This window comes from Corynebacterium sp. (genome assembly GCF_043426755.1).
In the GTDB taxonomy this organism is placed as follows: Bacteria; Actinomycetota; Actinomycetes; order Mycobacteriales; family Mycobacteriaceae; genus Corynebacterium.
In genome coordinates this window covers 57,385-78,727 of sequence record NZ_JBHWRP010000099.1, presented here as the reverse complement: position 1 = coordinate 78,727, position 21,343 = coordinate 57,385, and the positions used below count along the sequence as shown (strand labels likewise).

The window sequence follows — 21,343 nt, the reverse complement described above, 5'->3', positions numbered from 1 at the left end:
CCGGTGTGCCTGCACCCATTAACCAGCACAAAGATGTAGGTTCCACATCATGAAAACCCGCTTGGTCCTAGCCTTGATCATCCTCGCCATCGGCGCTTTTATGCCGTTGAGCCCGGTCACCACCTGGAATACCGGCGAGGAGGTCACGGGGGCGCCCGCCATCGCAGACACAGCAAGTTCGAACGCGCTTGTCGACGCCCGCCGTGCCGCCGGCGAGGCGGGATCGCAGGCCGGGTTTCTCACCAACGGGACAGGCCAGCTCAAAGATGGGGCCGAAGAGCTGAACAACGGCATGACCGAACTAGCCGATGGCGCAGAAACCGCACGTTCGGGCGTGGAATCCCTGGCAGGCGGGTTGGGGGAGCTCAACGCGGGGATGGGCCAGCTCGGCAGCGGAGCAACCCAAGTCGCCGATGGTGTAGGCACTGCCGTGGACACTGTCGTCGGTTTCGAAGCGGTCAAAGGACAGGTCATAGCAACGATTGATCGCACACTTGAAGAAACCAAGGATTCCAGGGACCCGGCCATCGTCGATACGCGTGCAACGCTCCAGGACCTGCGAGGCCAGGTTGAAACGGCAGAGCTACCTGAGGATATCGTCAGCCAACTCAACCAATTGCGCGATGGTTCCCGCGAAATCTCGAACCAGCTGACCACCCCCGGCTACGCGTTCTACGACGGGATGAATACTGCCGCCACTGGCGCCAGCGAACTTTCCTCTGGGATGACGGCGCTACGCGACGGCACTGCGACCGCCCGCGACGGATCACAGGATCTTTACGACGGGGCCTCCCAAGTCGACACGATTGCGGGCAATACGAAATCGAAAATTGAGGACGTCCAGACCGCCATCCCTGGGCCCTCCCCGCAAGAACAAGCGGCCGCGGCTCCTAGTGAAGAGGTGTCGCCAAGCGCACTTTCCCCGCTGGTTGCCATGCTGATTGCTGCGCTCATGCTGCTGGGTGGTTTCGCGCTTGCGCTGGCTGCTTACGTGGTCGATGGGTCGCGCTGGGCCATCGTCGGCGGGGGCACCGCGTTCCTGACTGTGATCGGGCTGGTCCTGGTGCTGGTGCTGGGAACCGGGCTTTCACCTCTGGCGATGGTTGCCATTACTGTCGGACTCGCGCTCGGGGCACTCGCCTCAGCTGGTCTGACATGGATTCTGCTCGCTGGGTTCGGACCGCGCATCGGTGCAGGTGTGGCTGCGTTGCTGGCCGCAGTGCAGGTCGGCGTTGTCGGCTGGGTGTGGAATTCCGCAACCGTGGGAGCGGTGGGCACAGCCTGGAAGATTGCGGCTAGTGCGATGCCGGCGCACTGGACGACGACCACTCTTTCGGCCGCAGGCAACGCAGGCGCGGCGCAGGCCTTGTGGATTTCCTTGGCGCTCGCCGCGGCGCTGGCTGTCCTGGGGAGCGTGGCTGTGAGCCGTGGCCGCGCAGTGGAACACGTAGAACAGGTAGACGCAGTCGAGGAAGAAGACACGATTGCCTAAGGACAGCGTCGAAAATGCCCCAGCTGAACAAACTCAGCTGGGGCTTTAATATCTGGTCGGGATAACCTAATCCGACCAGGTAAGAACATATGGACTGTTCAGGGGCCTGGGGGTGATGGAAAGTTTATGTCGTGCCAATAATGTGCCAACTGTGTGGGGGTTCTTCAGGGCCGGACAGTGCGAAGACTACTTGCCTTGTGTGCGGCTAGTGAGCTGGGGGATGAAGTCCTCCATCCTGAACTCTTACACGATTTATGGCGATATTGGCAGCTTAGCTACCTCACTTATGACTGTTTCGGTGTCTGCGCGGCACGCATGATCAGCCGCCCGCCGGAGATCTGGCTAGCGCGGTTTCCTTACCAAGCTACCTTGGTATGGAGTGGTAAATTGATGGTTGTTAACTTTGAGGGAGCTGTGTTCTGTTGAAGGAAATGGGAAATGCATAAAGTTTTAGCTTTTTTTAGTGCAGTTATGGCTGCCACGCTAGTTGGGTGTGGCACCTCGGGTGAATCCCAATATCCATTATCAGGACTTCAGGAATACGAAACCCCAGATGAAATGGCTGCTGACTTAAATGCTGGCGGATTTGACTGTGAAGGCTATGAGCGAACGTCAGGTTTCGTCAACGCCGCAAGCTCCGGAGAATGCTGGCATCCGCGAAGTGGTGATGAAGACCTGCAGACAATTTTGATGATTTTTAACACTGAAGCTGACCAGCGGAATCAAGCAGAGATTTATCGTGAGATGGCCGAACTGTTGAGCGATATGGAGACCGGCTTTGTTGAAGGCGGCAACTGGATGGTGAATTGCGGTGATCACACCTCTTGCGCCGAAGTTCAGGAAATCTTAGGCGGTCGTAAAGAAATCAGCCCGCTGATATAGAAAACTACGCACTTGCGACGGTGCTGGAGATGATTCAGAGGCAGTGGAACCACGGTCAGTAATCATCCACTAAGTGATTGGCCTCTGAAATGACGGTTGTTGATCGGGTGCCCTGCTCTCGAATTTGATTAAAGACGAAAGGCGTAAATTCTTGATGGACGGCAAACAAGTTCGTCTCTTCCTCGTCGACGGCACCGTCGGCGGCCTGATGACGGCAGAGATCCTCAATTGGACTGGTCACATGCTCCGCGCCCGGCGCAAGGACCTCATGCGTGTCAGGGGCCGAGAGGAAGCCCAGCGAACCGGAGTGTACGTCCTCTTTGGCACCGACGAGGATGGCGAGCCGGCCGCCTACATCGGCGAAGGCGATAACGTGGTCAAGCGGTTAGAAAACCACAACGCGAACAAGGACTTTTGGGAAGACGTCGTCATCATCACGTCCAAGGACATGAATCTGACCAAAGCCCATGTCCGTTACTTGGAGTCAGAGCTAATTAAGCTCGCTAAATCGATCGGCCGAGTCTCCCTGTTTAACGGTAACGACCCGACCGGCGGTGCGGCCCTTCCCGAGGCGGACCAGTCGGACATGCAGTACTTCATCAGTCAGATCAGAATTCTCATGCCCGTTCTCGGGTTCGATATCTTCCGAGGACGTTCAGCCCAAGGAAAACCCGCCCTGGTCGCGCCGGGCACCCCAGAAGAAGCCGCAACTTCGATCGGCTCCTCAGTATCGGATGAAGTCGCTGAGTCCCCGGATAGCCCGATCTTTTATATGAGGACCCGAGAAGGCGGCGACGCCCAAGCCCAGATCATCGACGGAGAGTTCACCCTGCTGGAAGGTTCCGTTATTCCGGGGGCGATGAAAGACAACCCGGACATAGCCGAATCAACGAGGAAACAGCATGTCCTCCGCGCGGCCCAACATTCCAAGGTCTTGGAAGTCTCGGTACTTGGCCCTACTTCAAAGATGGTCACGCTGTCGAAGGATTTTGTTTTCACCTCCCCTTCTGCAGCTGCTGCGATTGTTTACGGCCGGGCCAGTGCCAATGGGCGCACTACGTGGAGGACGCAATCAGGCCAGACTTTCGGTGACTGGGAGCAGGGTTAGACGGTTTTGAACTGTCTCCTTGCGGCACCCTTGTGAAAGGCCATCAGGAACGGGCGGTCGTCGTCGGGCACAATAGTGGCTATGTCTTCGATTGTGGATGCCGTTGCTGCTCTTCGTGAACTTCCTACCTCAGCCCATCAGGGGCTGGCGTTTGAAAAGCTGATGGTCAACTTCATCACGTTGGACCCCACGCTGTCCAAGGAGTACGACGAGGTCTACCGCTGGGAGGAGTGGCGCTACAACGGCGGCAAGGCCGACACTGGCATTGATCTGGTGGCCCGTCGACGCGAAGACGGGCGTTGGACCGCGATTCAGTGCAAGTTCTACCTACCGACGACCAGCTTGCAGAAGCGTCACCTGGATTCCTTCTTTGAAGCCTCGGGCCGCAGTTTCGTCACTGAGAACGGCACCGAGTCGTTCGCCAACCGGTTGATCATCTCCACCACGGACAAATGGTCTTCAAACGCGGAAGCGATGCTGGAGAACCAGGTCATCCCCACCAACCGCATCGGACTCGGCGCGATCGGCGATTCCCCCATCAACTGGGACATCGCCTACCCCGGCTCCGAGCTGACCATCAACTTGGAGCGCAAGGAGACCTTCGAGCCCCGTGCTCATCAAGAAACAGCGATCGCTAAGACGCTGGAAGGCTTTGAGCGCCACGACCGCGGCAAGCTCATCATGGCCTGCGGTACAGGTAAGACGTTCACGGCTCTGCGGTTGGCCGAGCGGATGGCGGAGAACAACGGCGGCCGGGCTCGCGTGTTGTTCCTGGTGCCGTCGATTGCCTTGCTTTCTCAGACGTTGAAAGAGTGGACGGCCCAAACCCGGGTCGACTTGCGGTCCTATGCGGTCTGCTCGGACACCAAGGTCTCCCGGGGCGCGGAGGACATCGCCTCCTATGACCTGGAAGTTCCGGTTTCTACCAACGGTCACGACATCGCACAGCGCCTAGAACAGCGCAAGCGCGCAGCCGGATTAACGGTCGTCTTTTCCACCTACCAGTCCCTGCCGGCGATCCATGATGCACAGCAGCAGGGGCTAGAGGAATTTGACCTGGTCATCTGCGATGAAGCGCACCGCACCACGGGTGTGACCTAGGCGAAAGAAGATTCCAGCAACTTCGTCAAAATCCACAACGCCAGCTACATCAAGGCGAACAAACGCCTGTACATGACCGCCACCCCGAAACTGTTCGACGACAACGTCAAAGGCAAAGCCGCCGAACGTTCCGCCGAGCTAATCTCCATGGACAGCGAGGCCAATTACGGGCCCGAGTTCCATCGTCTTGGTTTCGGCGAAGCCGTCGAGCGTGGCCTGCTGACCGACTACAAGGTGCTGGTCATGACGGTCGACGAGCAGCTCGCCGCCGACACCTTGGCCCGGTTTACCCCACAACCAGGCCAAGAACTAACCCTGGATCTAGCCTCGGCGATGATCGGCACCTGGAACGGGCTGACCAAGCGCTCCGGCCGGGAACAAGGAACGAAGTCCGGGTTCGAAGAAGGCGCGGACCCGATGAAGCGCACAGTCGCCTTCGCCAAGGACATCAAGACCTCCAAGCAGATCACCGACACTTTCCCCTCCCTGATCGCCAACCATGTCGACTCGTTGCAGGAAGCCGCGGCGACCAACGACATCTCGCTGCACAACGCGGATGTGGCCATCGCTTCCAAGCACGTCGACGGCACCATGAACGCCATGGAGCGCGAGTCGCGTCTGACCTGGCTAGAGTCCTCCTTCGACGGCGAGGAGACGCGCATGCTTACTAACGCGCGCTGCTTGTCTGAGGGCGTGGACGTGCCGGCCCTGGACGCCGTGGTCTTCTTCAACCCGCGCAACTCCCAAGTCGACGTCGTCCAGTCCGTCGGCCGCGTCATGCGCAAGTCCGAGGGCAAGGACTACGGCTACATCATCCTGCCCATCGCCGTGCCGCCCGGCGTGGAACCGTCGACGGTGCTCGACGACAACAAACGCTTCCGCGTGGTGTGGCAGATCCTCAACGCCCTGCGCTCCCACGACGACCGTTTCAACGCGCAGGTCAACTCCATCGCGCTCAACGAAGGCAAGGTGGAGGACCTGCCCATCGAGATGGAGCATGTCAGTAAGCAGGCCGTGGGCGAAGCCTCGGAGCAGCCGCTGGAGGAGCGTGACAACGAGGTCACCCAGCTGGTGCTGTTTTCCTTGGAGCGGTGGCAGGAGGCGCTGTACACCAAGCTGGTGGACAAGGTCGGCACGCGCACCTACTGGGAGGACTGGGCCGATGATGTCGCAGACATCGCCGCCACCCAGGTCACGCGCATCAACTCGCTTCTCGACGGCGCCGACGCGGCGCTCACCGAGGAGTTCGAGCGCTTCGTCGAGGGGCTGCGTGGCAACCTCAATGACTCGATTACCCGCGATGAGGCTGTCAGCATGCTCTCGCAGCACCTGATCACCGCGCCCGTCTTCGACGCGCTGTTCTCCGAACACGACTTCGCCTCCCACAACCCCGTCTCGCAGGTCATGCAGCGCATGGTCGACGCGCTCGACGACGCCCAGCTCGACGCCGAGACCGAGAAGCTGGAGAAGTTCTACGAGTCAGTTCGGCTGCGTGCCGCCGACGTCACCTCCGCCTCCGGCAAACAGACGGTGATCAAGGACCTCTACGAGCGCTTCTTCAAAAAGGCCTTCAAGAAGCAGTCTGAGGCCCTCGGCATCGTCTACACCCCGATTGAGATCGTCGATTTCATCCTCCAGGCTGCCAATGACGTTTCTAAGAAGCACTTCGACAAGGGGCTGACCGATGAGAACGTCCATGTCCTCGACCCTTTTACCGGCACCGGCACCTTCATGGTCCGCCTCCTGCAGTCCGGTCTGATCAACCCGGCAGACCTGGCCCGCAAGTACGCCTCAGAGCTGCATGCCACCGAGATCATGCTGCTGGCCTACTACGTGGCCGCGGTGAACATCGAAACCACCTACCACGCCCTCCTGGAGGAGCAAGCCCAGCGCGAGGATACTAAGTCGCCTGAGTACGAGCCTTTCGACGGCATCGTGCTCGCCGATACCTTCCAGATCACCGAGGAAGAAGACAAGCTCGATTCCGAGGTGTTCAAGCAGAACAACCAGCGCATTAAGCGCCAGCTGGACGCCAAGATCAACGTGATCGTCGGTAACCCGCCGTACTCGGTGGGCCAGAGTAGTGCGAATGATCTCAACGCTAACGTCAAGTACCCCACCCTTGATGGGCGCATCGAAGACACCTACGCGGCGAAGTCGACCGCGACGAACAAGAACTCGCTTTATGATTCCTACCTGCGGGCGTTCCGGTGGGCCACCGACCGCATCGGAGACCAGGGCGTGGTCGCTTTCGTTTCCAACGGCGGGTGGATCGACGGCAACACCGCCGACGGCATTCGCCTGAGCCTGGCGGAAGACTATTCCGATATCTACGTCTTCAACCTGCGAGGAAATGCTCGTACTGCTGGTGAACAGCGTGTGAAGGAGAAGGGCAACGTCTTCGGCTCGGGAGCTCGCACCACCATCGCTGTATTCATCGGCGTCAAGCGAGCCGGGGCCGAGGGTTGTACGCTCCACTACCGCGACATCGGTGACTACCTCACCACCGAGCAGAAGCTGGAGATTGTCTCCACGTCCGAGATCGCGTCGATGGACTGGGAGGTCATCGAACCGAACGCCCAGGGTGACTGGACCAACCAGCGCTCCGACGACTTCGACACCTGGCCAGTACTGGGTGATAAGAAAAAAACTGGCCAAACACGATTCTTCTCCCATTATTCTCGTGGACTGGAAACCACGCGGGATGCCTGGGTCTATAACCACTCCCAAGAGAAACTCGAAGAGTCAGTGAGCTCTTTGATCGAAACGTACGAAGAAGCTCGTTCCGCTCTAATGGAGGGTCGTATAGAGTCCTTTAACGAGCTGATGAGGACCCATCCGGAGCTGAATGACTCCACAAGGATCAAGTGGAGTTCAAGCTTGCAGCAGTCGCTTCTGCGCAACATAGTGGCTCAGCACGATGCAGATGCGTACCGAGTTGGCCTATATCGACCGTTTAGTAAACAGAGGACCTACTTTGAACCGCTTCTGAATCACCGCCAGGGCGAGCTGAACAGCATGTTTCCGACCCCAGACCACGACAACATCGGGTTTTACGTCGTTAACCCGGGAAGCGCGAAGCCGTTCTCAGTTATTGCTACTGACTTGCTGCCTGATCTAGCGATGTGGGGCTCGAACGCTGGCCAGTTCTTTGCTCGCTGGACGTGGGAGCCGGTCGAGGCAACAGAGGGCGAGTTGGACTTCAGTGACGGCACTGAGAATTTGGCGGGTGCTCCGGGTGCTGCTGGCGAAGTCCTCGACGGGTACCGCCGAGTCGACAACATCACCGACGAGATCCACGCCATCTACCGGGAGGCTCTCGGCGCGAACGTGACTAAGGACGACATCTTCTACTTCGTCTACGGCCAACTTCACGACCCCGCTTACCGGGAGGCGTACGCCGCGGATCTAAAAAAGATGCTTCCCCATATCGAAACGCCCACCGACCCGGCGCGTTTTCATCAGGTCGCTGCCGTGGGCCGTGAGTTGATGGACTTGCACATCAATTATGAAGATGTGGAGCCATTCCCAGTGACAGTGGAGGTCAAGAAGATGGCTGATCCAGACGACCGGGAGACCTGGCGGGTGCAGAAACTGAAGTGGAAGCGTGTTCAGGACCCGGAGACCAAGAAGCTGGTGGACGACCGCACCACGATGATCTACAACACGAAGGTGACCATCAAGGATATTCCCGCCGAAGCGGACGAATACATGCTCGGGTCACGGTCGGCGTTGGCGTGGATCGTCGACCGCTACCAAGTGAAGAAGGACCCCAAATCTGGCATCGGCAACGACCCGAATGATTGGGCCGACGAGGTGGGCAATCCGCGCTACATCGTGGAACTGATCGCCAAAGTCACCCGTGTCGCAGTGGAGACCGTCCGCATCGTCGACAGTCTCCGGGAGGACTAAGCCGGGCCTGCTGGTGGACGCCCTCAGTCATGTTCGCGAGGCGCGCCGGGCAAGCGGCACGGCGCGATGATCCCCCTCGGTCGTCTTGCGCGCGCGTGCGCGGAGCCAGCACGTGCCGCGTATATGAAGGGGAAAGTTTCCCGAGTTTTCTGCACCCGTGTGCACCCGCAGGTCAGCGGCCCAATCCCACTGGACATGGGGCGCGCGGTGCAGGACGGCCCCGGTGCTTAGCGGTATTTGACACCGACGACGGCGCGCATCCGGGCCTTGCCCTCCAGTCGCTTGTTCATGGGCCTGATGCGGGGGTCGGCGGCGGTGAGGCGGTTGACGAACGTGTTCAGATTCGGTGGCTGGAAGCCATTGTCGTGGGCCCACCATCGGAACTTGTCGTACAGGTCCTTACGGTTGAGATAGTCCTCGGTGTCGCCGGTGACGATGCACGTGTCCTCGAGGAACTCCGTGACCGGGGAGGCGTGCGCGGTCAGCTGCTCGCGGGTGGCTTCCATGGTCTCCGGCACCGTGAACGCGCCCTGTTCGGTGAGCCGGTCGAGCCCGCTAAGCGCCCAGTTGTAGATCCCGGGCAATTCGCGAACCAGGCGGTCTTCGAGGCCGTGGTCTTCCTTCCCGAGGAAGGTCTTGACCAAGCGGACAGAGACGAACCGCGTGGCGACCGCACCGGAGGCGTCCAGGAAGCGCGGCACCTCGTTACTGGCCATTACCAACCGGGAGGGCAGCGTGCCGGTCCACGGGTGGAGGTATTTGCGGTTGGCCGTGACGCTATCGCCGCCGGTGATATTCAGGATCGCTTCGGTGATGGCGTTGGCGCTGCGGGAATCATCCGCACGGGCATCCCCGATCACGGCCAGCGGTTTGCCGATCAAGGTGGCCAGTCCGTACTCGGAGCCCAGGGTGCGCAAGGTGGGGGTGGCGACGTTGTCGGTGCCGAGCAACCGGGTGAGGATGCGGCAGAAGGTGCCCTTCCCAGCGCGCGGCGGCCCGATGATCAACAAGGCCTTGTGCATGTCGGAGCGGCCGGAGACGGCGTAGCCGGCGAACTCCTGCAGCAGCAGCGCACCGTCGGGGTCGTGCTCGAAGACATCGTCAAGGAAGGCCATCCAAGAGGGGCACTCGGCGTCCGCCTCGTAGTCGAAGGGCAGCGACCAGGTGTTGAACAGCCGCGCGGTGTGCTTGACCAGGGTACGGGTCGGCAGGTGCAGCAGGCCGTTGCGCAGGGAGACAAGCTCCGCGGCAGAGTGGTCGGTCTCCCGGGGCAGGACCCAAAACGGGGCGTCGCGGCGGTCATCGAGATAGTCGTTGACCTCCAGCATCATCGTTTCGGCGACGTTGTTGACCCGCGCCGGGGTCGGGTTCCAGGGCCGGGTGCTGATCTCGCTCGTGTCGTCGGCGTTGTCCTCGACGAGGTAGTGGGCGTCGCCGAGTAAGCGGAAGAGTTGGCCTTTGAGCTGCTTTTCCACGCCCGCGGCGGACGGGCCGGTCAACCAGTGCGCGCCGGTGAAGAAGACCCAGTCGTCGCGGTAGTAGCCCAGTGTGTAGGGCTCAGAGAACTTGTCGGTGGCGGTGTATTTCTCCTCGAGGATCTCCTGGGCGACGTGATAGGGCTGAGACGGGGCGGGATAAATATCTGGCACGGGGAGTTGGCTTTCATCAGTAGGTGCACCTCGGGGCGAAGAAAGCACCGGGGCAGGGATGACAGCAGCGGGTGCATGGTGGTGCACCCGCTGGGAGAAACATGGGGAGGGAGGTTAGAAGGGGCCGCGTGGGGTATCCGGCAGGGAGTCCTCGTCGCGCAGCCGTTCTTCGAGGGCCTCGGCAATGTCCGCGAGGTACGGCGCGGCGCGGGCCAGGTCCTCGGTGCTCAGGCCAGCGCTTCCCGTGGTGGAGAAGATGAAGAGGATGGTCTCCGGTCGCGGCGGCGGCAGCGGGTCCCGGATGTTGTCGGGATCGCGCACCCCGGAGTCGCCCAGGGGCTCGCACCGCAGGGCGGCGAAGCGTCGGCGGCGGATACCGGCAGTGCGATAACCGGTGTAGCAGGCGTTGGTGGGGCGCGCGGTGTTGTCGTCGTTGGGCTGAGTCATCGCGGCGGTCACTTCCAGGTGTCGCTGGCGATGGCGACGGCGTCGAGATCCGCGCTGCGGTAGCGCACGAGCCGGCCGATGCGGTGGCAGCGCAGTTCACCGAGCGAGGTCATCCGGGAGATGGTGCGCGTGGAACAGTTGAGGTAGTCCTCGGCCTGGGCGCACGTCAGATACGCCGGAGCAAGGGTCTGGGAATTTGTCAAGAAACTGAGCCTTTCAGAAGAAGTAGCACGGGTGGTCCCGCCGGCATCTGCTGGCGACCTGGGGTGTGGCCAGGGCCTGTGTGGCGGGGATGAACCAATGCTCTCACCTGCAAAAAGGCGCGTCAACGTGGCCAAAAAGTGCCCGTTTTACACGTGTGCTCAGGATTAGGATGGGGCGCACTCTATGGTGATACAGTAGGATTTTGCGTTGTGAATGTAATTGTGTGGGAAGCGGTCATTTTTGACCGAATCGACTCTCGGGTCAGTCGTTGAGAAGGTTCCCGAGAGCGTTGATCTGCTTATCGCGGACCTGTTGATAGATCTCGACGACCACGGACAGATCCTTCTCACCCAAGTAGGCGCCGATGGCCTTCGGGGTCACGCCGTTTTCCGCCAAGCGGGTGTTAACGTCGTAGCGCCCGCTGTGCAGGTGCAGGGCGGGGTTCGCGCCGGCGGCCTTCACCCACTTCTTAAAATGCTCCCCAAAGCTTGACGGGGAGGTCGGTGTGCCGTTTTTGGTCGTGGTCACCAGCTGGACGTGGCGATCACCCCACTGGGTCGGTTGCAGGCGTGCCGGGCGCACGAACTTCGCGAGATGGGTCTCGATGATCTCGTTGAGGTCGCTCGGCAGGGGAATGGTGCGCGCGGAGGCTTCCGTTTTGAGCGCACCGATGATGACCTGGACCTTGCCGTCTTCGGGCTCGAGGCGCTTGACCTGCTGCGCAATCGTCAGCTGGTAGGTCACGGCGTCGGTGCCCGGCTCGGGGACCGCGACGAGGTTGTCGGTGTAGATCCCGAGCGCTTCCCCGCGGCGTAACCCGGCGCGCAGGCATAGGGCCACGGCCAGGCGGTAGTTGTCCGCGGTGGCGGCGATGATGTCGGTGATCTCCTGTGCGGTGGGCAGGATCTTCTTGGTCTGGTCGGCCTTGGGGCGTCTGGCGGCGGAGGGAATGTCGACGACGTTGACCTCGATCAGCTCGCGGCGCACGGCATCGGTCATGGCGGCGCGCAGCAGCTGATAGGTCTGGTAATTCGCGACTTTCGTGTCGGGGTAGGTCGCCTGGATCGATCCCCACCAATCGTGGGCGTCCCCGCGGGTCAGCTCGACTAAGGCGGTGGTGGCCAGGGCGGTGGCCGGGCCGGCGGCCTCGCGGCGTCGGAGTCGTTCAGCCTCGGTGATGCGGGTGGCGGTGTCGATGGTCTCGGTGATCTGGGTGATCCGGGTGCGGATGCTGCGTTGGTAGCGCTGCAGGGTGGTATCAGACAGACCGTTGGCTGCCTGGGCATCGATGTAGGTGGCCAGGAAGTCCGCGACGGTCAGTTGCTTGCGCACTCGGTCGCGCTCGCGCTGGGTGGGCGCGCGCCAGACGTCGGGGCCCAGGGCAATGCGGGCTTTTTCGTCGGCGACCCACGCGGCGGCTTTGAGCGCGGAGTCCAAGGTCTTGGAATAGGGCTTGCCGTCGGGGCCTTTGTAGCGGCCTTGATACTTGCCCGAGGGCAGCTCGCGTACCCCGGCCGGCAGCTGGTTGTTGTCTTTGCGAAAGGCGATGGCCTTCTCCAGGGTGGGGAAGGTCTTGGTTTTCGGGCGGTAGCTGGGCGGCTGGTGGTAGGTGGCCTCGTACTTGGTGGGGCTTAAGCTGCGGATGCCGCGGGGGGTGGACATGGGGCGTGATCTCCTCGGGGTGTGCCAACGGTGTGCCAATAACGTGCCAATCCTGGGGCGGATGGGGGCGGTTGGTGGCGGGAACTGGCTTAGTGTAAACCCGTGAAGTGCCTGGTCAAAAGGAAAACCCCCAGGTCGTGAAGACCTGGGGGTGATAAATTGGTCGGGATAACAGGATTTGAACCTGCGACCCCTTCGTCCCGAACGAAGTGCGCTACCAAACTGCGCCATATCCCGATGCCCGGAAATTACCTTCCGTGCATCGAGAAACTATACTCCTCGCACCGCGAGGAGCAAAAATCACTGCCTTTCGACGATCCTCAAAAGCGCTGCCGATGGTGGGCAGAAGATGCGCACCGGGGCATACTTCGAGGTGCCCAGCCCATTGGTCACGTGCAGCGACATCGAACCGTAGTCGTGCAGGCCAGAGGCCTGCTTCTTATCAATATCGGCATTGGCCACCAGCGCGATTCCGCCAGGCAGGCAGATCTGGCCGCCGTGGGTATGGCCGGCCACCGCCAGGTCATAGCCGTCGGCCTCAAAGGAGTCGAGGACCCGTCGATAAGGCGCATGCAACACGCCGATGGAAAGATCAGCATCCGCATTCGGCGCACCCGCCACCTGTGAGTAATCGTCGAGGTCATGGTGCGGGTCATCCACCCCGGCCAGCGCCAGACGCACGCCCGAGGCCACAAATTCCAGCCGCTTGTGGGTGGCGTCCTGCCAGCCACGCTCGATGAACGCCGCCCGCATGCCCTCCCACGGCAGGTTCACGTAGCTGGGGACGCGCTTGGCTCCGGTGAGGTACTGCAGCGGGTTGACCATCCGCGGTGCCCAATAGTCGTTAGTTCCAAACACGAACACGCCCGGGCGGTTCAACAGCGGTCCCAGGGCGCGCAGCACATCAGGCACCGCGCGCTCGTCGGAAAGATTGTCTCCGGTATTGATCACCAAATCCGGGTCGAGCGAGTCCAGCGCGGACACCCAGGCCACCTTTTCATCCTGCCCGCGGATCATGTGCAAATCAGAAATGTGCAGGATGCGGAATTCTTCGCGCCCGCGCAATGTTCCGGGGGCGAGCAGCGGTAGTTCGTAGGTTTTGAGGCGAAAATTGTTTAATTCGCGCACGCCATAGGCTGCCAAGCCTGCACCGGCAATAGCGCCAGTGCCGGCCACGATACCTAGGCCACGCAGAAATTTGTTGAGCTTCACGCTGGACACCTTACCGGCTCGCGCTGTGGCGTAGTCTTGGCTGCATGAGTGACTTGAAAAATCAGATCCGTGAAGACATGAAGACCGCCATGAAGGCGAAGGACAAGGACCGCTTGGGTGCGATCCGCATGCTGTTGGCCGCCATCCAGACCGAGGAAACCTCCGGCACCAAGCACGAGCTTTCCGACGATGACGTGCTCAAGGTCATCGCCCGCGAAATCAAGAAGCGCCGCGAGTCCGCAGAGATCTACAAGGAGAACGGCCGCGATGATCTCGCCGAGGCCGAGCTTGCAGAGGTTGCGGTCCTGGAGGATTACCAGCCGGAGCAACTTTCCGACGATGAACTGAACTCGCTTGTCGACGAAGCCATCGCCGAGACTGGTGCAACCTCCATCAAGGAGATGGGCCAGGTCATGAAGGTGGCCACAGAAAAAGCCGCTGGCCAGGCTGATGGCAAGCGGCTGTCTTCTGCGGTGAAGGCCCGCCTGAACAGCTAGCCTTCGGACTTTTCGGGGCTCCTCGGGGGACTACAAACTATTAAGGAAGTCCTCTACGTCCCTGATTGCCTGTTCCGCCTCGGGTGGAAGCTCGAAGGCTGGCGCGGGTTCGGGGACTGGGGCCGGCTGGTCTTCATCACTAGGAGTGGTGCGGCCCGCGTCGTCGCGGGGGCTCGTGTTTCGGGGGCGTGGGGCTGATCCGTCAGACAAATACATGGTGACGGTGGAGCCTCGAACCAGCTGTGGGTTGTTGGCGTTGACGTAAACCACAAAATTTCGGGGGATACCGTTGCCCGCCGTGGTGGCGGTTTCTACGACGAAGCCTTGTTCCTCAAGGCGGGCGCGTGCGTCAGCTTCTGACATCCCTGCTACCTCATTGAGGACTGTGGCGGACACACCTTGATTGAATTGCGCATCATGTGCCGGCAGTCCCGCGCCAGGGGCGCCTGGGATGTTGTTTGCAGCGTTGAACCAAATCTCTGCCGGTTCACGCCCACCGTAGAGCGATCCACCCTGACACTGTCGCACGGGAGAGGTGCACAGCGGCGTCGTCGCGGTGCCGTCGTTGAAGATATAGGGGGCGGCCGCGATCTCGCTGTTGAAACCTAGGAATGCGGACGACTGGTGGGATTCCGTGGTACCAGTTTTCGCTGCTACCGGAGAGTTCCACCCGTAGGCGTTGGCCGCGCGTTCTGCGGTACCGCTGACTGCGTCTTCGGACATCGCCTGGGCCAGGGCATCAGCGATACCTGGGTCGAGGACCGTCTCACAATCCGGGCGGTCAAGGAAGACCTCGTTGCCGTCACGATCAGTCACCTGAGCGATCGGGTTCGGTTCACACCAGCGTCCGTGGGATGCCAGGGTGGCGCCGACATTGGACAGCTCCACCGCATTGACCGCCGTGGGGCCCAGGGTGAAGGATCCGAGGTTGGCCTCCTTGAAGTAGTCGGCGATCGACGTATCCCCGTAGGTGCCTGGCGCTGTGTAGGAGCGCAGGCCCAGTTTGACAGCCATGTCCACGGTTGGGGCAACACCGACTTGGTCGATCAGTTCAATGAACGTGGTGTTGGGGGACTGCGCCAACGCGTCTTTCAGGCTCAACTGTGCCGGATAGGTACCAGCGTTTTCCACGCAGTAGGCGTTCGGTGGGCAGCCGGTGGCGCCGCCAGTACCCATGCCATAAACCTCAGTGCGGTTGGGTACGGGCAACATGGTGTCCAGGCCCATTCCCTGTTCGATGGCTACGGCTGCGGTGAAGATCTTGAATACCGAACCCGCGCCGTTACCCACCAGGGTAGACGGCTGGGGGAGGTAGGTCTGGCCCGCGTCGAGGTCCAAGCCATAGCTGCGTGAGGAGACCATCGCTGTGATGTCTCGGGAGTTCTCACCGGGCTTCAAAACGTTCATCACGCCTGCCACACCTGGGGTGGATGGATTGACGGCGTTGTTCACGGCATTTTGTGCGGCCTGCTGCGTGGCTGGGTCCAGCGTCAGGCGAACGGTGTAGGCACCATTTTTCAGGTCATCCTCGTTCATCCCCTTCGATTGCAGGTATTCCACGGCGTAGTCGCAGAGGAAACCGGCCTGGCCTGCGGTGAGGCAGCCGTTCGGCAACGTCGCTGGGGACTCGAGTACGCCGAGCGGTTCTTGAGCGGCGGCGTCGGCTTCTTCCTGGGTGACGTAGCCGACGTCTGCCATTGCTTGCAGCACGGTGTTGCGGCGCGCGGTCGCGCCATCTGGGTTGGTGTAGGGGTTCAAAGCTTCCGACGATTGGACCATGCCCGCCAACAGCGCAGACTGTGGCAGATTGAGTTCTGCCGCGGGGATCCCGAAGTAGGTTCGCGCCGCAGCCTCGATGCCGTAAGCGTGATTGCCGAATGGCACCACGTTCAAGTACCTACCGAGGATCTCGTCTTTGGAAAGGTTCTCATCCAAGTCTGAGGCCATGCGCATTTCGCGCAGCTTGCGGGGGATGGACTGCTCTGTGGCGGCTACTTGCTCGTCGGTGGAGTCAGCGTCAACATGCAAGAGGTAGTTCTTCACGTACTGCTGATTAATCGTCGATGCGCCCTGTTCCACACCGCCGGCGGCCAAATTGGTCACCAGTGCGCGAGCAGTACCTTGGATGTCCACGCCGTCATGCTCGTAGAAGCGGCGGTCCTCAATGGCTACCAGTGCATCTTTGACGGATTGGGAGATCTGGTCCGCGGAAACCTCATAACGGCGTTGATTGTAAATCCAGGCGATCGGCTCACCATTGACATCGGTGATCGTCGTGACGCCCGGGGCGGTGCCGTCGGTAAGGTCGGACAGATTCGATTGCATGGTGGCGTTTGCGCGAGCGGCCGCGACGCCGCCGATACCCGCGAAAGGGGCTAGGCTCAGCGCGATCAAAAGCGCGGACGCCAGCATGGCGCCAATCAGTGTTCCCAGGGATTTCATTGAACTCACGGCTTATACCCTACGGTGTTGACCCTTCGCATGGGAATGGAACCATCCCCCCACTAGTGTGACGTGTTCGACAAAGTTGTATTGCGGTGAATAGACTTACAAGCATAGCCAATGTGTCTGTCGAGGTCACACCTTTTAGGCGTGAAACTTTCAAAAGTTTCTGGGAGTGACCTGGCCAGAGCGCGTGAGCGCACAAAAGACCTCCCGAAAGGAGATCCCATGACCGCCACCCTGCCCCGAGGAATCACCACTAACATCGATAATCGCGTCGAGCCGACGCCGATGAAGAGTAATTCATTTGGGCAGATGGTCTTCGACCGTGGGGAATGGGTCACACATGCGAAGTGCCGAACCGGGGACCCGGATGCGCTCTTCGTTCGCGGCGCGGAACAGCGTAAAGCTGCAGTGATCTGCCGGCACTGCCCAGTGCAGCTTGAGTGCCGGGCTGATGCGCTAGATAACAAGGTTGAGTTCGGTGTATGGGGAGGGCTGACGGAACGTCAGCGTCGTGCCCTGCTGCGTAAGAACCCGCATATCACTGACTGGGCTGCATATTTATCCTCAGGTGGTCCCCTCGAAGGGATCTAAACCGCTACAGTGGTGCTCATGAAGAAATGGGAATACTCTACTGTGCCACTGTTGACCCACGCGACGAAGCAGATCCTCGATTCTTGGGGTGAGGACGGCTGGGAGCTGGTGACCGTTATGCCCGGCCCCAACCCAGAAAATGTTGTTGCCTACCTGAAGCGTGAAATCGCTGAAGGTGAGGACTAAATGAGCAACTGGACTGCGCGACTCCAAGAACTTGGCATAGAACTGCCCACCGTCGCAGCCCCTGTAGCTGCCTATGTGCCTGCCACTCAGGTGGGCAACCAGGTCTGGACTTCCGGCCAGCTGCCTTTCGTCAATGGAGAGCTTCCGGCCACCGGTAAGGTTGGCGCGGACGTTGACCAAGACACTGCTTATGATTTGGCGCGCACCGCGGTGCTGAATGCGATTGCTGCGGTCGATGACTTGGTCGGGGTGGACAAGATCTCCCGCGTGTTGAAGATCGTCGGCTTTGTGTCTTCTGACGTTGACTTTCACGCGCAACCTGCCGTGATCAACGGTGCCAGCGAGGCGCTGGTAGAGATCTTCGGCGACAAGGGCGCGCACGCCCGCTCTGCAGTGGGTGTGGCTGTACTTCCACTGAACTCGCCGGTTGAGGTGGAGTTGATCGTCGAAATCGACGAATAGAGTTCGATTAACTTGGCAGGCACTGTAGGCTGGGAGCCATGGAGCACCCAGCTTATAGTCAGTTGCGACCTGTTACGAACTCAGCTGCCGTAGTTTTAGCCCCTAACCCCAGCTACGCTGCGCTAGAGGGGACGAACTCATGGATCATCCGGGACCCGGAAGATGAGTACAGCATTGTTATTGATCCAGGCCCAGGCGACGAAGGCCACTTGAACGTGCTGGCGGCGCGCGGCGAAAAAGTGGGCCTGATTCTGTTGACCCACCGCCACCACGACCATGCGGATGGCGCGGAGCGTTTCCGTCAGTTGACCGGCGCGCCTGTCCGCGCTTTCGACGCACGGTACTGCATCGGCGCCGAGCCGCTGACAGACGGCGAGATCATCAACATCGATGGCGTTACCCCAATCGTGAAGGTGGTTCACACCCCTGGGCACACGGCAGATTCCGTGTGTTTCTTCGTCTATACCCACGAAGAGGATGACAGCCAGCTGGAAGGCATCCTCACCGGTGACACCATCGCTGGGCGCCACACCACCATGATCTCTGAGACTGATGGCGATTTGGGTGACTACCTTGCCTCGCTAGAACACCTCGAGGACGCGGGCAAAGATGTCATGCTGCTGCCAGGCCACGGCCCAGAGGGTGAGGACCTCTCAGCTTTTGCCCGTAAGTACATCGACCGCCGTAACTTCCGCTTGGACCAGATCCGCAAGATTTGGGCAGAACGTGGCCAGGATGTAGACCTCAAGACGCTCATTGACCTGATGTACGACGATGTCGACCCGGTTCTGCGTGGGGCTGCCGAGCAGTCCACGCGCGTGACACTGCGCTGGCTGCAGGAAAACGAAGCCTAAAAGATTCGGCACCACAAGAAACGAAAATCAACCCCCGTCTCGGTCCAAAGAAGGAGCCCGAGGCGGGGGTTCGTCGTTTTAAAGCGAGGCTAGCGCGAGGTTAACGTGCGCGACGGGCCAGATGCTCCGTATCGACGATCAGCACTGACTTGCCCTCCAGGCGGATCCAACCGCGATGGGCGAAGGTGGCCAGCGCCTTGTTGACGGTTTCGCGCGACGCGCCGACCAGCTGAGCGATCTCTTCCTGCGTCAGGTCATGGTTGACGCGCAGGGCGCCGCCTTCCTGCTGGCCGAAGCGGTTTGCCAGCTGCAGCAAAGTCTTCGCAACGCGGCCGGGGACATCGGTGAAGATGAGGTCTGCCAGCGACGCGTTGGTGCGGCGCAGGCGACGCGCCAAGACGCGCAGCAGCTGCTGGGAAATTTCTGGGTGGTCTGTGATCCACTTGCGCAGCATCTCCGAATTCATGGTGGCTGCCTGCACCTCTGTGACGCAGACCGCCGATGACGTGCGCGGGCCCGGGTCGAAGATGGACAACTCGCCGAACATGTCAGAAGGTCCCATCACGCTCAACAGGTTCTCGCGACCGTCGGAAGCGTGGCGGGCTAGCTTAATCTTGCCGGAGATGATGATGTACAGCCGATCGCCGGGTTCGCCTTCGTCGAAAATGGTGGCCCCGCGCGGGTAGCGCACCGTTTCCATGTCCTTCGTGAGGTTCGCTACGGCAACAGGATCAACGCCCTGAAAAATGCCTGCACGAGAAAGCGTTTCTTGTACACCTTCCATTAGTGTTCCTTCCAATCATGCTCGTTCCCTATGCACCAGGGGTAGCGGTGCGTAGGTCTGCGACCAGCACCACGACAGACGGTGGTCATTCTGTGTAGTGACGGCCATGTTTTTACCGCCAAAAAGATCACACTGTCACGCGGTATGGCCATTGATCACACATTACGAGTGTAACATTGGTCACCGTGCGGGGGGTGGGTTTAATCGCGAAGATCGCGGAGAGCGTAAACGCAGGGTACTTTTCGACGATTAACTCCCGATTGCCACCTGCTCTAGCTTTTCCATAAACACGAGGAAGAGGGCAAGTGCGATCGGGGCAATCAATACGAGGATTGCTGTCATGACACACAGCATAGGGCGGACGTGTCGCGGCCGCAGACTAAGGTGTCCCATATGGCCTCTCTTACGCCGCAGAAGCATCGTCGCCCCGGGGCCCACCCGGCTGCGAAAGGTACCGAAACCGCACTTGGGCGCACCCGCCGAGCCCGGCGCATCAACCGCACCCTCGCGGAGGTTTTTCCCGATGCCCATGCAGAGCTCGACTTCACCAACCCCCTCGAGCTGTTGGTGGCCACCGTGCTTTCGGCGCAGACAACTGACGTCCGGGTCAATCCGGTCACCCCGCGCCTGTTCGCGGCATACCCCACTGCCCAGGCCTACGCCACCGCCGATCAGGCCGAGGTGGAAGAGATCATCCGCCCCACCGGCTTCTACCGCGCGAAAGCCGCAAATCTGATCGGGCTGGGGCAGAAGCTGGTCACCGATTACGGCGGCGAGGTGCCCGTAGAACTAGAAGAGCTTGTCACGCTGCCGGGAGTGGGACGCAAAACTGCCCACGTGGTGCGCGGCAACGTTTTCAACCTGCCCGGGCTCACGGTGGACACACACTTCCAGCGCCTGGTCCATCGCCTCGGCCTGACTGAGGAGACGGACCCTGTGCGCATCGAGCACGCCATCGGAGAGCTGCTCCCGAAAAGCGAGTGGACCATGTTTTCCCACCGCATCATCTTCCACGGCCGGCGCGTCTGCCACGCACGAACAGCGGCATGCGGTGCGTGCCCACTGGCCTATGATTGCCCCTCCTTCGGGCAGCATGGCCCCACCGAACCGGAAGAAGCCGAAAAGTTGGTCCGGGGTGAGGAACGGGAGCACATCCTTCACTTCGTTCAGGATGGCGCAAAAAGAAATGATGGCGACGAAGGACAGGATGGCGAAGGACAGGCATGAAGAAGACAGTCTTGATCAGCACCATCGCGATCATCGCGGTCACCGTCCTGCTGGCCGTTGGTGCCGTCAGCATGTTGCGTGACGACGAAGCCCCCTCCCAATCTGCGAGTCCGCAAGAGGAATCGTCGATAAGCAACTCTGAGGCGGCCGACATCCCCGCCCGCCCGGACTGCCCTGCAGACGGGGCTGGCGGCGTGGAACTGGAATGCCTCGGCGGAGAAACGGGCCCGGAGCAGACCGACCCAGACCACATCACGGTGGTCAATCTGTGGGCCTGGTGGTGTGCGCCGTGCCGCGAGGAGCTGCCCCATCTTCAGGAATACGCGGACGCGAACCCCCAGTACACGGTGGTGGGCGTTCATGCGGACGCGACACCTGGCAACGGTGCCGCCACGCTCAATGACATGGGCCTGAGCCTGCCTAGCTATTCGGACACGGACAATACTTTTGCAGGTACCCTGGGGTTACCGAATGTGATCCCGATTACGGTGGTGTTTCGCGGGCAGGAACAAATCGGACTGTTTCCCACCCCGTTTGATTCTGCCGCAGCTATTGATGAGGCGGTCGCGTCGGTGGTGTAAACAGTGGTGTAAAAACCGCGTGTGAAGTGCGAGAAAGTACGTGG

At 60.6% G+C, this 21,343-nt stretch carries 17 protein-coding genes, 1 tRNA gene and 1 pseudogene; 11 read left to right on the top strand and 8 right to left on the bottom strand.

Annotation, left to right across the window (positions count from 1 at the left end; genetic code table 11):
• The first annotated feature begins 49 nt into the window (after positions 1 to 49).
• The 4 genes and pseudogenes from ACHFGA_RS10670 (at position 50) to ACHFGA_RS10655 (ending at position 8,495) form a co-directional block, all read left to right on the top strand.
• Positions 50 to 1,492, top strand: coding sequence for a hypothetical protein (locus ACHFGA_RS10670; RefSeq protein WP_394282356.1), 1,443 nt, complete (start codon positions 50 to 52; stop codon positions 1,490 to 1,492).
• Between the two features lie 438 nt (positions 1,493 to 1,930).
• On the top strand, positions 1,931 to 2,374 hold the full coding sequence (locus ACHFGA_RS10665) for a hypothetical protein (protein ID WP_394282355.1): 444 nt from the start codon (positions 1,931 to 1,933) through the stop codon (positions 2,372 to 2,374).
• Between the two features lie 154 nt (positions 2,375 to 2,528).
• Positions 2,529 to 3,482, top strand: a complete 954-nt coding sequence (locus ACHFGA_RS10660) for a GIY-YIG nuclease family protein (RefSeq protein ID WP_394282354.1) — start codon at positions 2,529 to 2,531, stop codon at positions 3,480 to 3,482.
• A gap of 81 nt (positions 3,483 to 3,563) precedes the next feature.
• Positions 3,564 to 8,495: pseudogene (locus ACHFGA_RS10655) on the top strand (DEAD/DEAH box helicase).
• Positions 8,496 to 8,722: 227 nt separating this feature from the next.
• Here ACHFGA_RS10655 and ACHFGA_RS10650 read toward each other — a convergent pair.
• From ACHFGA_RS10650 to ACHFGA_RS10625, 6 genes are all read right to left on the bottom strand, one after another.
• A complete protein-coding gene (locus ACHFGA_RS10650; protein WP_394282353.1) occupies positions 8,723 to 10,144 on the bottom strand; it encodes a phage/plasmid primase, P4 family in 1,422 nt (473 codons plus the stop codon).
• A gap of 114 nt (positions 10,145 to 10,258) precedes the next feature.
• Positions 10,259 to 10,591 (bottom strand): hypothetical protein, encoded by a 333-nt coding sequence (locus ACHFGA_RS10645; protein WP_394282352.1) that lies wholly within the window; start codon positions 10,589 to 10,591, stop codon positions 10,259 to 10,261.
• Between the two features lie 8 nt (positions 10,592 to 10,599).
• A complete protein-coding gene (locus ACHFGA_RS10640; RefSeq protein WP_394282351.1) occupies positions 10,600 to 10,794 on the bottom strand; it encodes a helix-turn-helix domain-containing protein in 195 nt (64 codons plus the stop codon).
• A 262-nt stretch (positions 10,795 to 11,056) separates the two neighbouring features.
• Positions 11,057 to 12,457 (bottom strand): tyrosine recombinase XerC, encoded by a 1,401-nt coding sequence (gene xerC / locus ACHFGA_RS10635; RefSeq protein ID WP_394282350.1) that lies wholly within the window; start codon positions 12,455 to 12,457, stop codon positions 11,057 to 11,059.
• A gap of 160 nt (positions 12,458 to 12,617) precedes the next feature.
• Positions 12,618 to 12,694, bottom strand: a tRNA-Pro gene (locus tag ACHFGA_RS10630).
• A 63-nt stretch (positions 12,695 to 12,757) separates the two neighbouring features.
• The gene (locus tag ACHFGA_RS10625; RefSeq protein ID WP_394282349.1) at positions 12,758 to 13,669 is read right to left on the bottom strand and encodes a metallophosphoesterase; all 912 of its coding nucleotides are present in this window, start codon (positions 13,667 to 13,669) and stop codon (positions 12,758 to 12,760) included.
• Positions 13,670 to 13,713: 44 nt separating this feature from the next.
• Between ACHFGA_RS10625 and ACHFGA_RS10620 the strand changes: the two genes are divergently transcribed.
• A complete protein-coding gene (locus ACHFGA_RS10620; RefSeq protein ID WP_394282348.1) occupies positions 13,714 to 14,166 on the top strand; it encodes a GatB/YqeY domain-containing protein in 453 nt (150 codons plus the stop codon).
• Between the two features lie 30 nt (positions 14,167 to 14,196).
• Here the strand turns inward: ACHFGA_RS10620 and ACHFGA_RS10615 are convergent, their stop codons facing one another.
• A complete protein-coding gene (locus ACHFGA_RS10615) occupies positions 14,197 to 16,617 on the bottom strand; it encodes a transglycosylase domain-containing protein (protein WP_394282347.1) in 2,421 nt (806 codons plus the stop codon).
• A gap of 282 nt (positions 16,618 to 16,899) precedes the next feature.
• Between ACHFGA_RS10615 and ACHFGA_RS10610 the strand changes: the two genes are divergently transcribed.
• From ACHFGA_RS10610 to ACHFGA_RS10595, 4 genes are read left to right on the top strand one after another with little or no spacing between them, the layout of a single operon-like run.
• Entirely contained in the window at positions 16,900 to 17,205 is a 306-nt protein-coding gene (locus tag ACHFGA_RS10610; RefSeq protein ID WP_394282371.1) for a WhiB family transcriptional regulator, read from the top strand.
• Positions 17,206 to 17,223: 18 nt separating this feature from the next.
• The gene (locus ACHFGA_RS10605; RefSeq protein WP_018581772.1) at positions 17,224 to 17,391 is read left to right on the top strand and encodes a DUF4177 domain-containing protein; all 168 of its coding nucleotides are present in this window, start codon (positions 17,224 to 17,226) and stop codon (positions 17,389 to 17,391) included.
• The gene (locus tag ACHFGA_RS10600) at positions 17,392 to 17,853 is read left to right on the top strand and encodes a RidA family protein (protein ID WP_394282346.1); all 462 of its coding nucleotides are present in this window, start codon (positions 17,392 to 17,394) and stop codon (positions 17,851 to 17,853) included.
• A gap of 38 nt (positions 17,854 to 17,891) precedes the next feature.
• The gene (locus tag ACHFGA_RS10595) at positions 17,892 to 18,707 is read left to right on the top strand and encodes an MBL fold metallo-hydrolase (RefSeq protein ID WP_394282345.1); all 816 of its coding nucleotides are present in this window, start codon (positions 17,892 to 17,894) and stop codon (positions 18,705 to 18,707) included.
• Positions 18,708 to 18,807: 100 nt separating this feature from the next.
• Here ACHFGA_RS10595 and glxR read toward each other — a convergent pair whose 3' ends face one another.
• Positions 18,808 to 19,491: a CRP-like cAMP-activated global transcriptional regulator GlxR gene (gene glxR / locus ACHFGA_RS10590; RefSeq protein ID WP_018581769.1), complete on the bottom strand. Its 684-nt coding sequence runs from the start codon at positions 19,489 to 19,491 to the stop codon at positions 18,808 to 18,810.
• A 393-nt stretch (positions 19,492 to 19,884) separates the two neighbouring features.
• Here glxR and nth point away from each other — a divergent pair, with 393 nt between their 5' ends.
• Both nth and ACHFGA_RS10580 read left to right on the top strand, forming a co-directional pair.
• Entirely contained in the window at positions 19,885 to 20,718 is an 834-nt protein-coding gene (nth, locus tag ACHFGA_RS10585; protein WP_394282344.1) for an endonuclease III, read from the top strand.
• Entirely contained in the window at positions 20,715 to 21,299 is a 585-nt protein-coding gene (locus tag ACHFGA_RS10580; protein ID WP_394282343.1) for a TlpA family protein disulfide reductase, read from the top strand. The genes nth and ACHFGA_RS10580 overlap by 4 nt, the downstream gene beginning before the upstream one ends.
• The last annotated feature ends 44 nt before the right edge of the window (positions 21,300 to 21,343 follow it).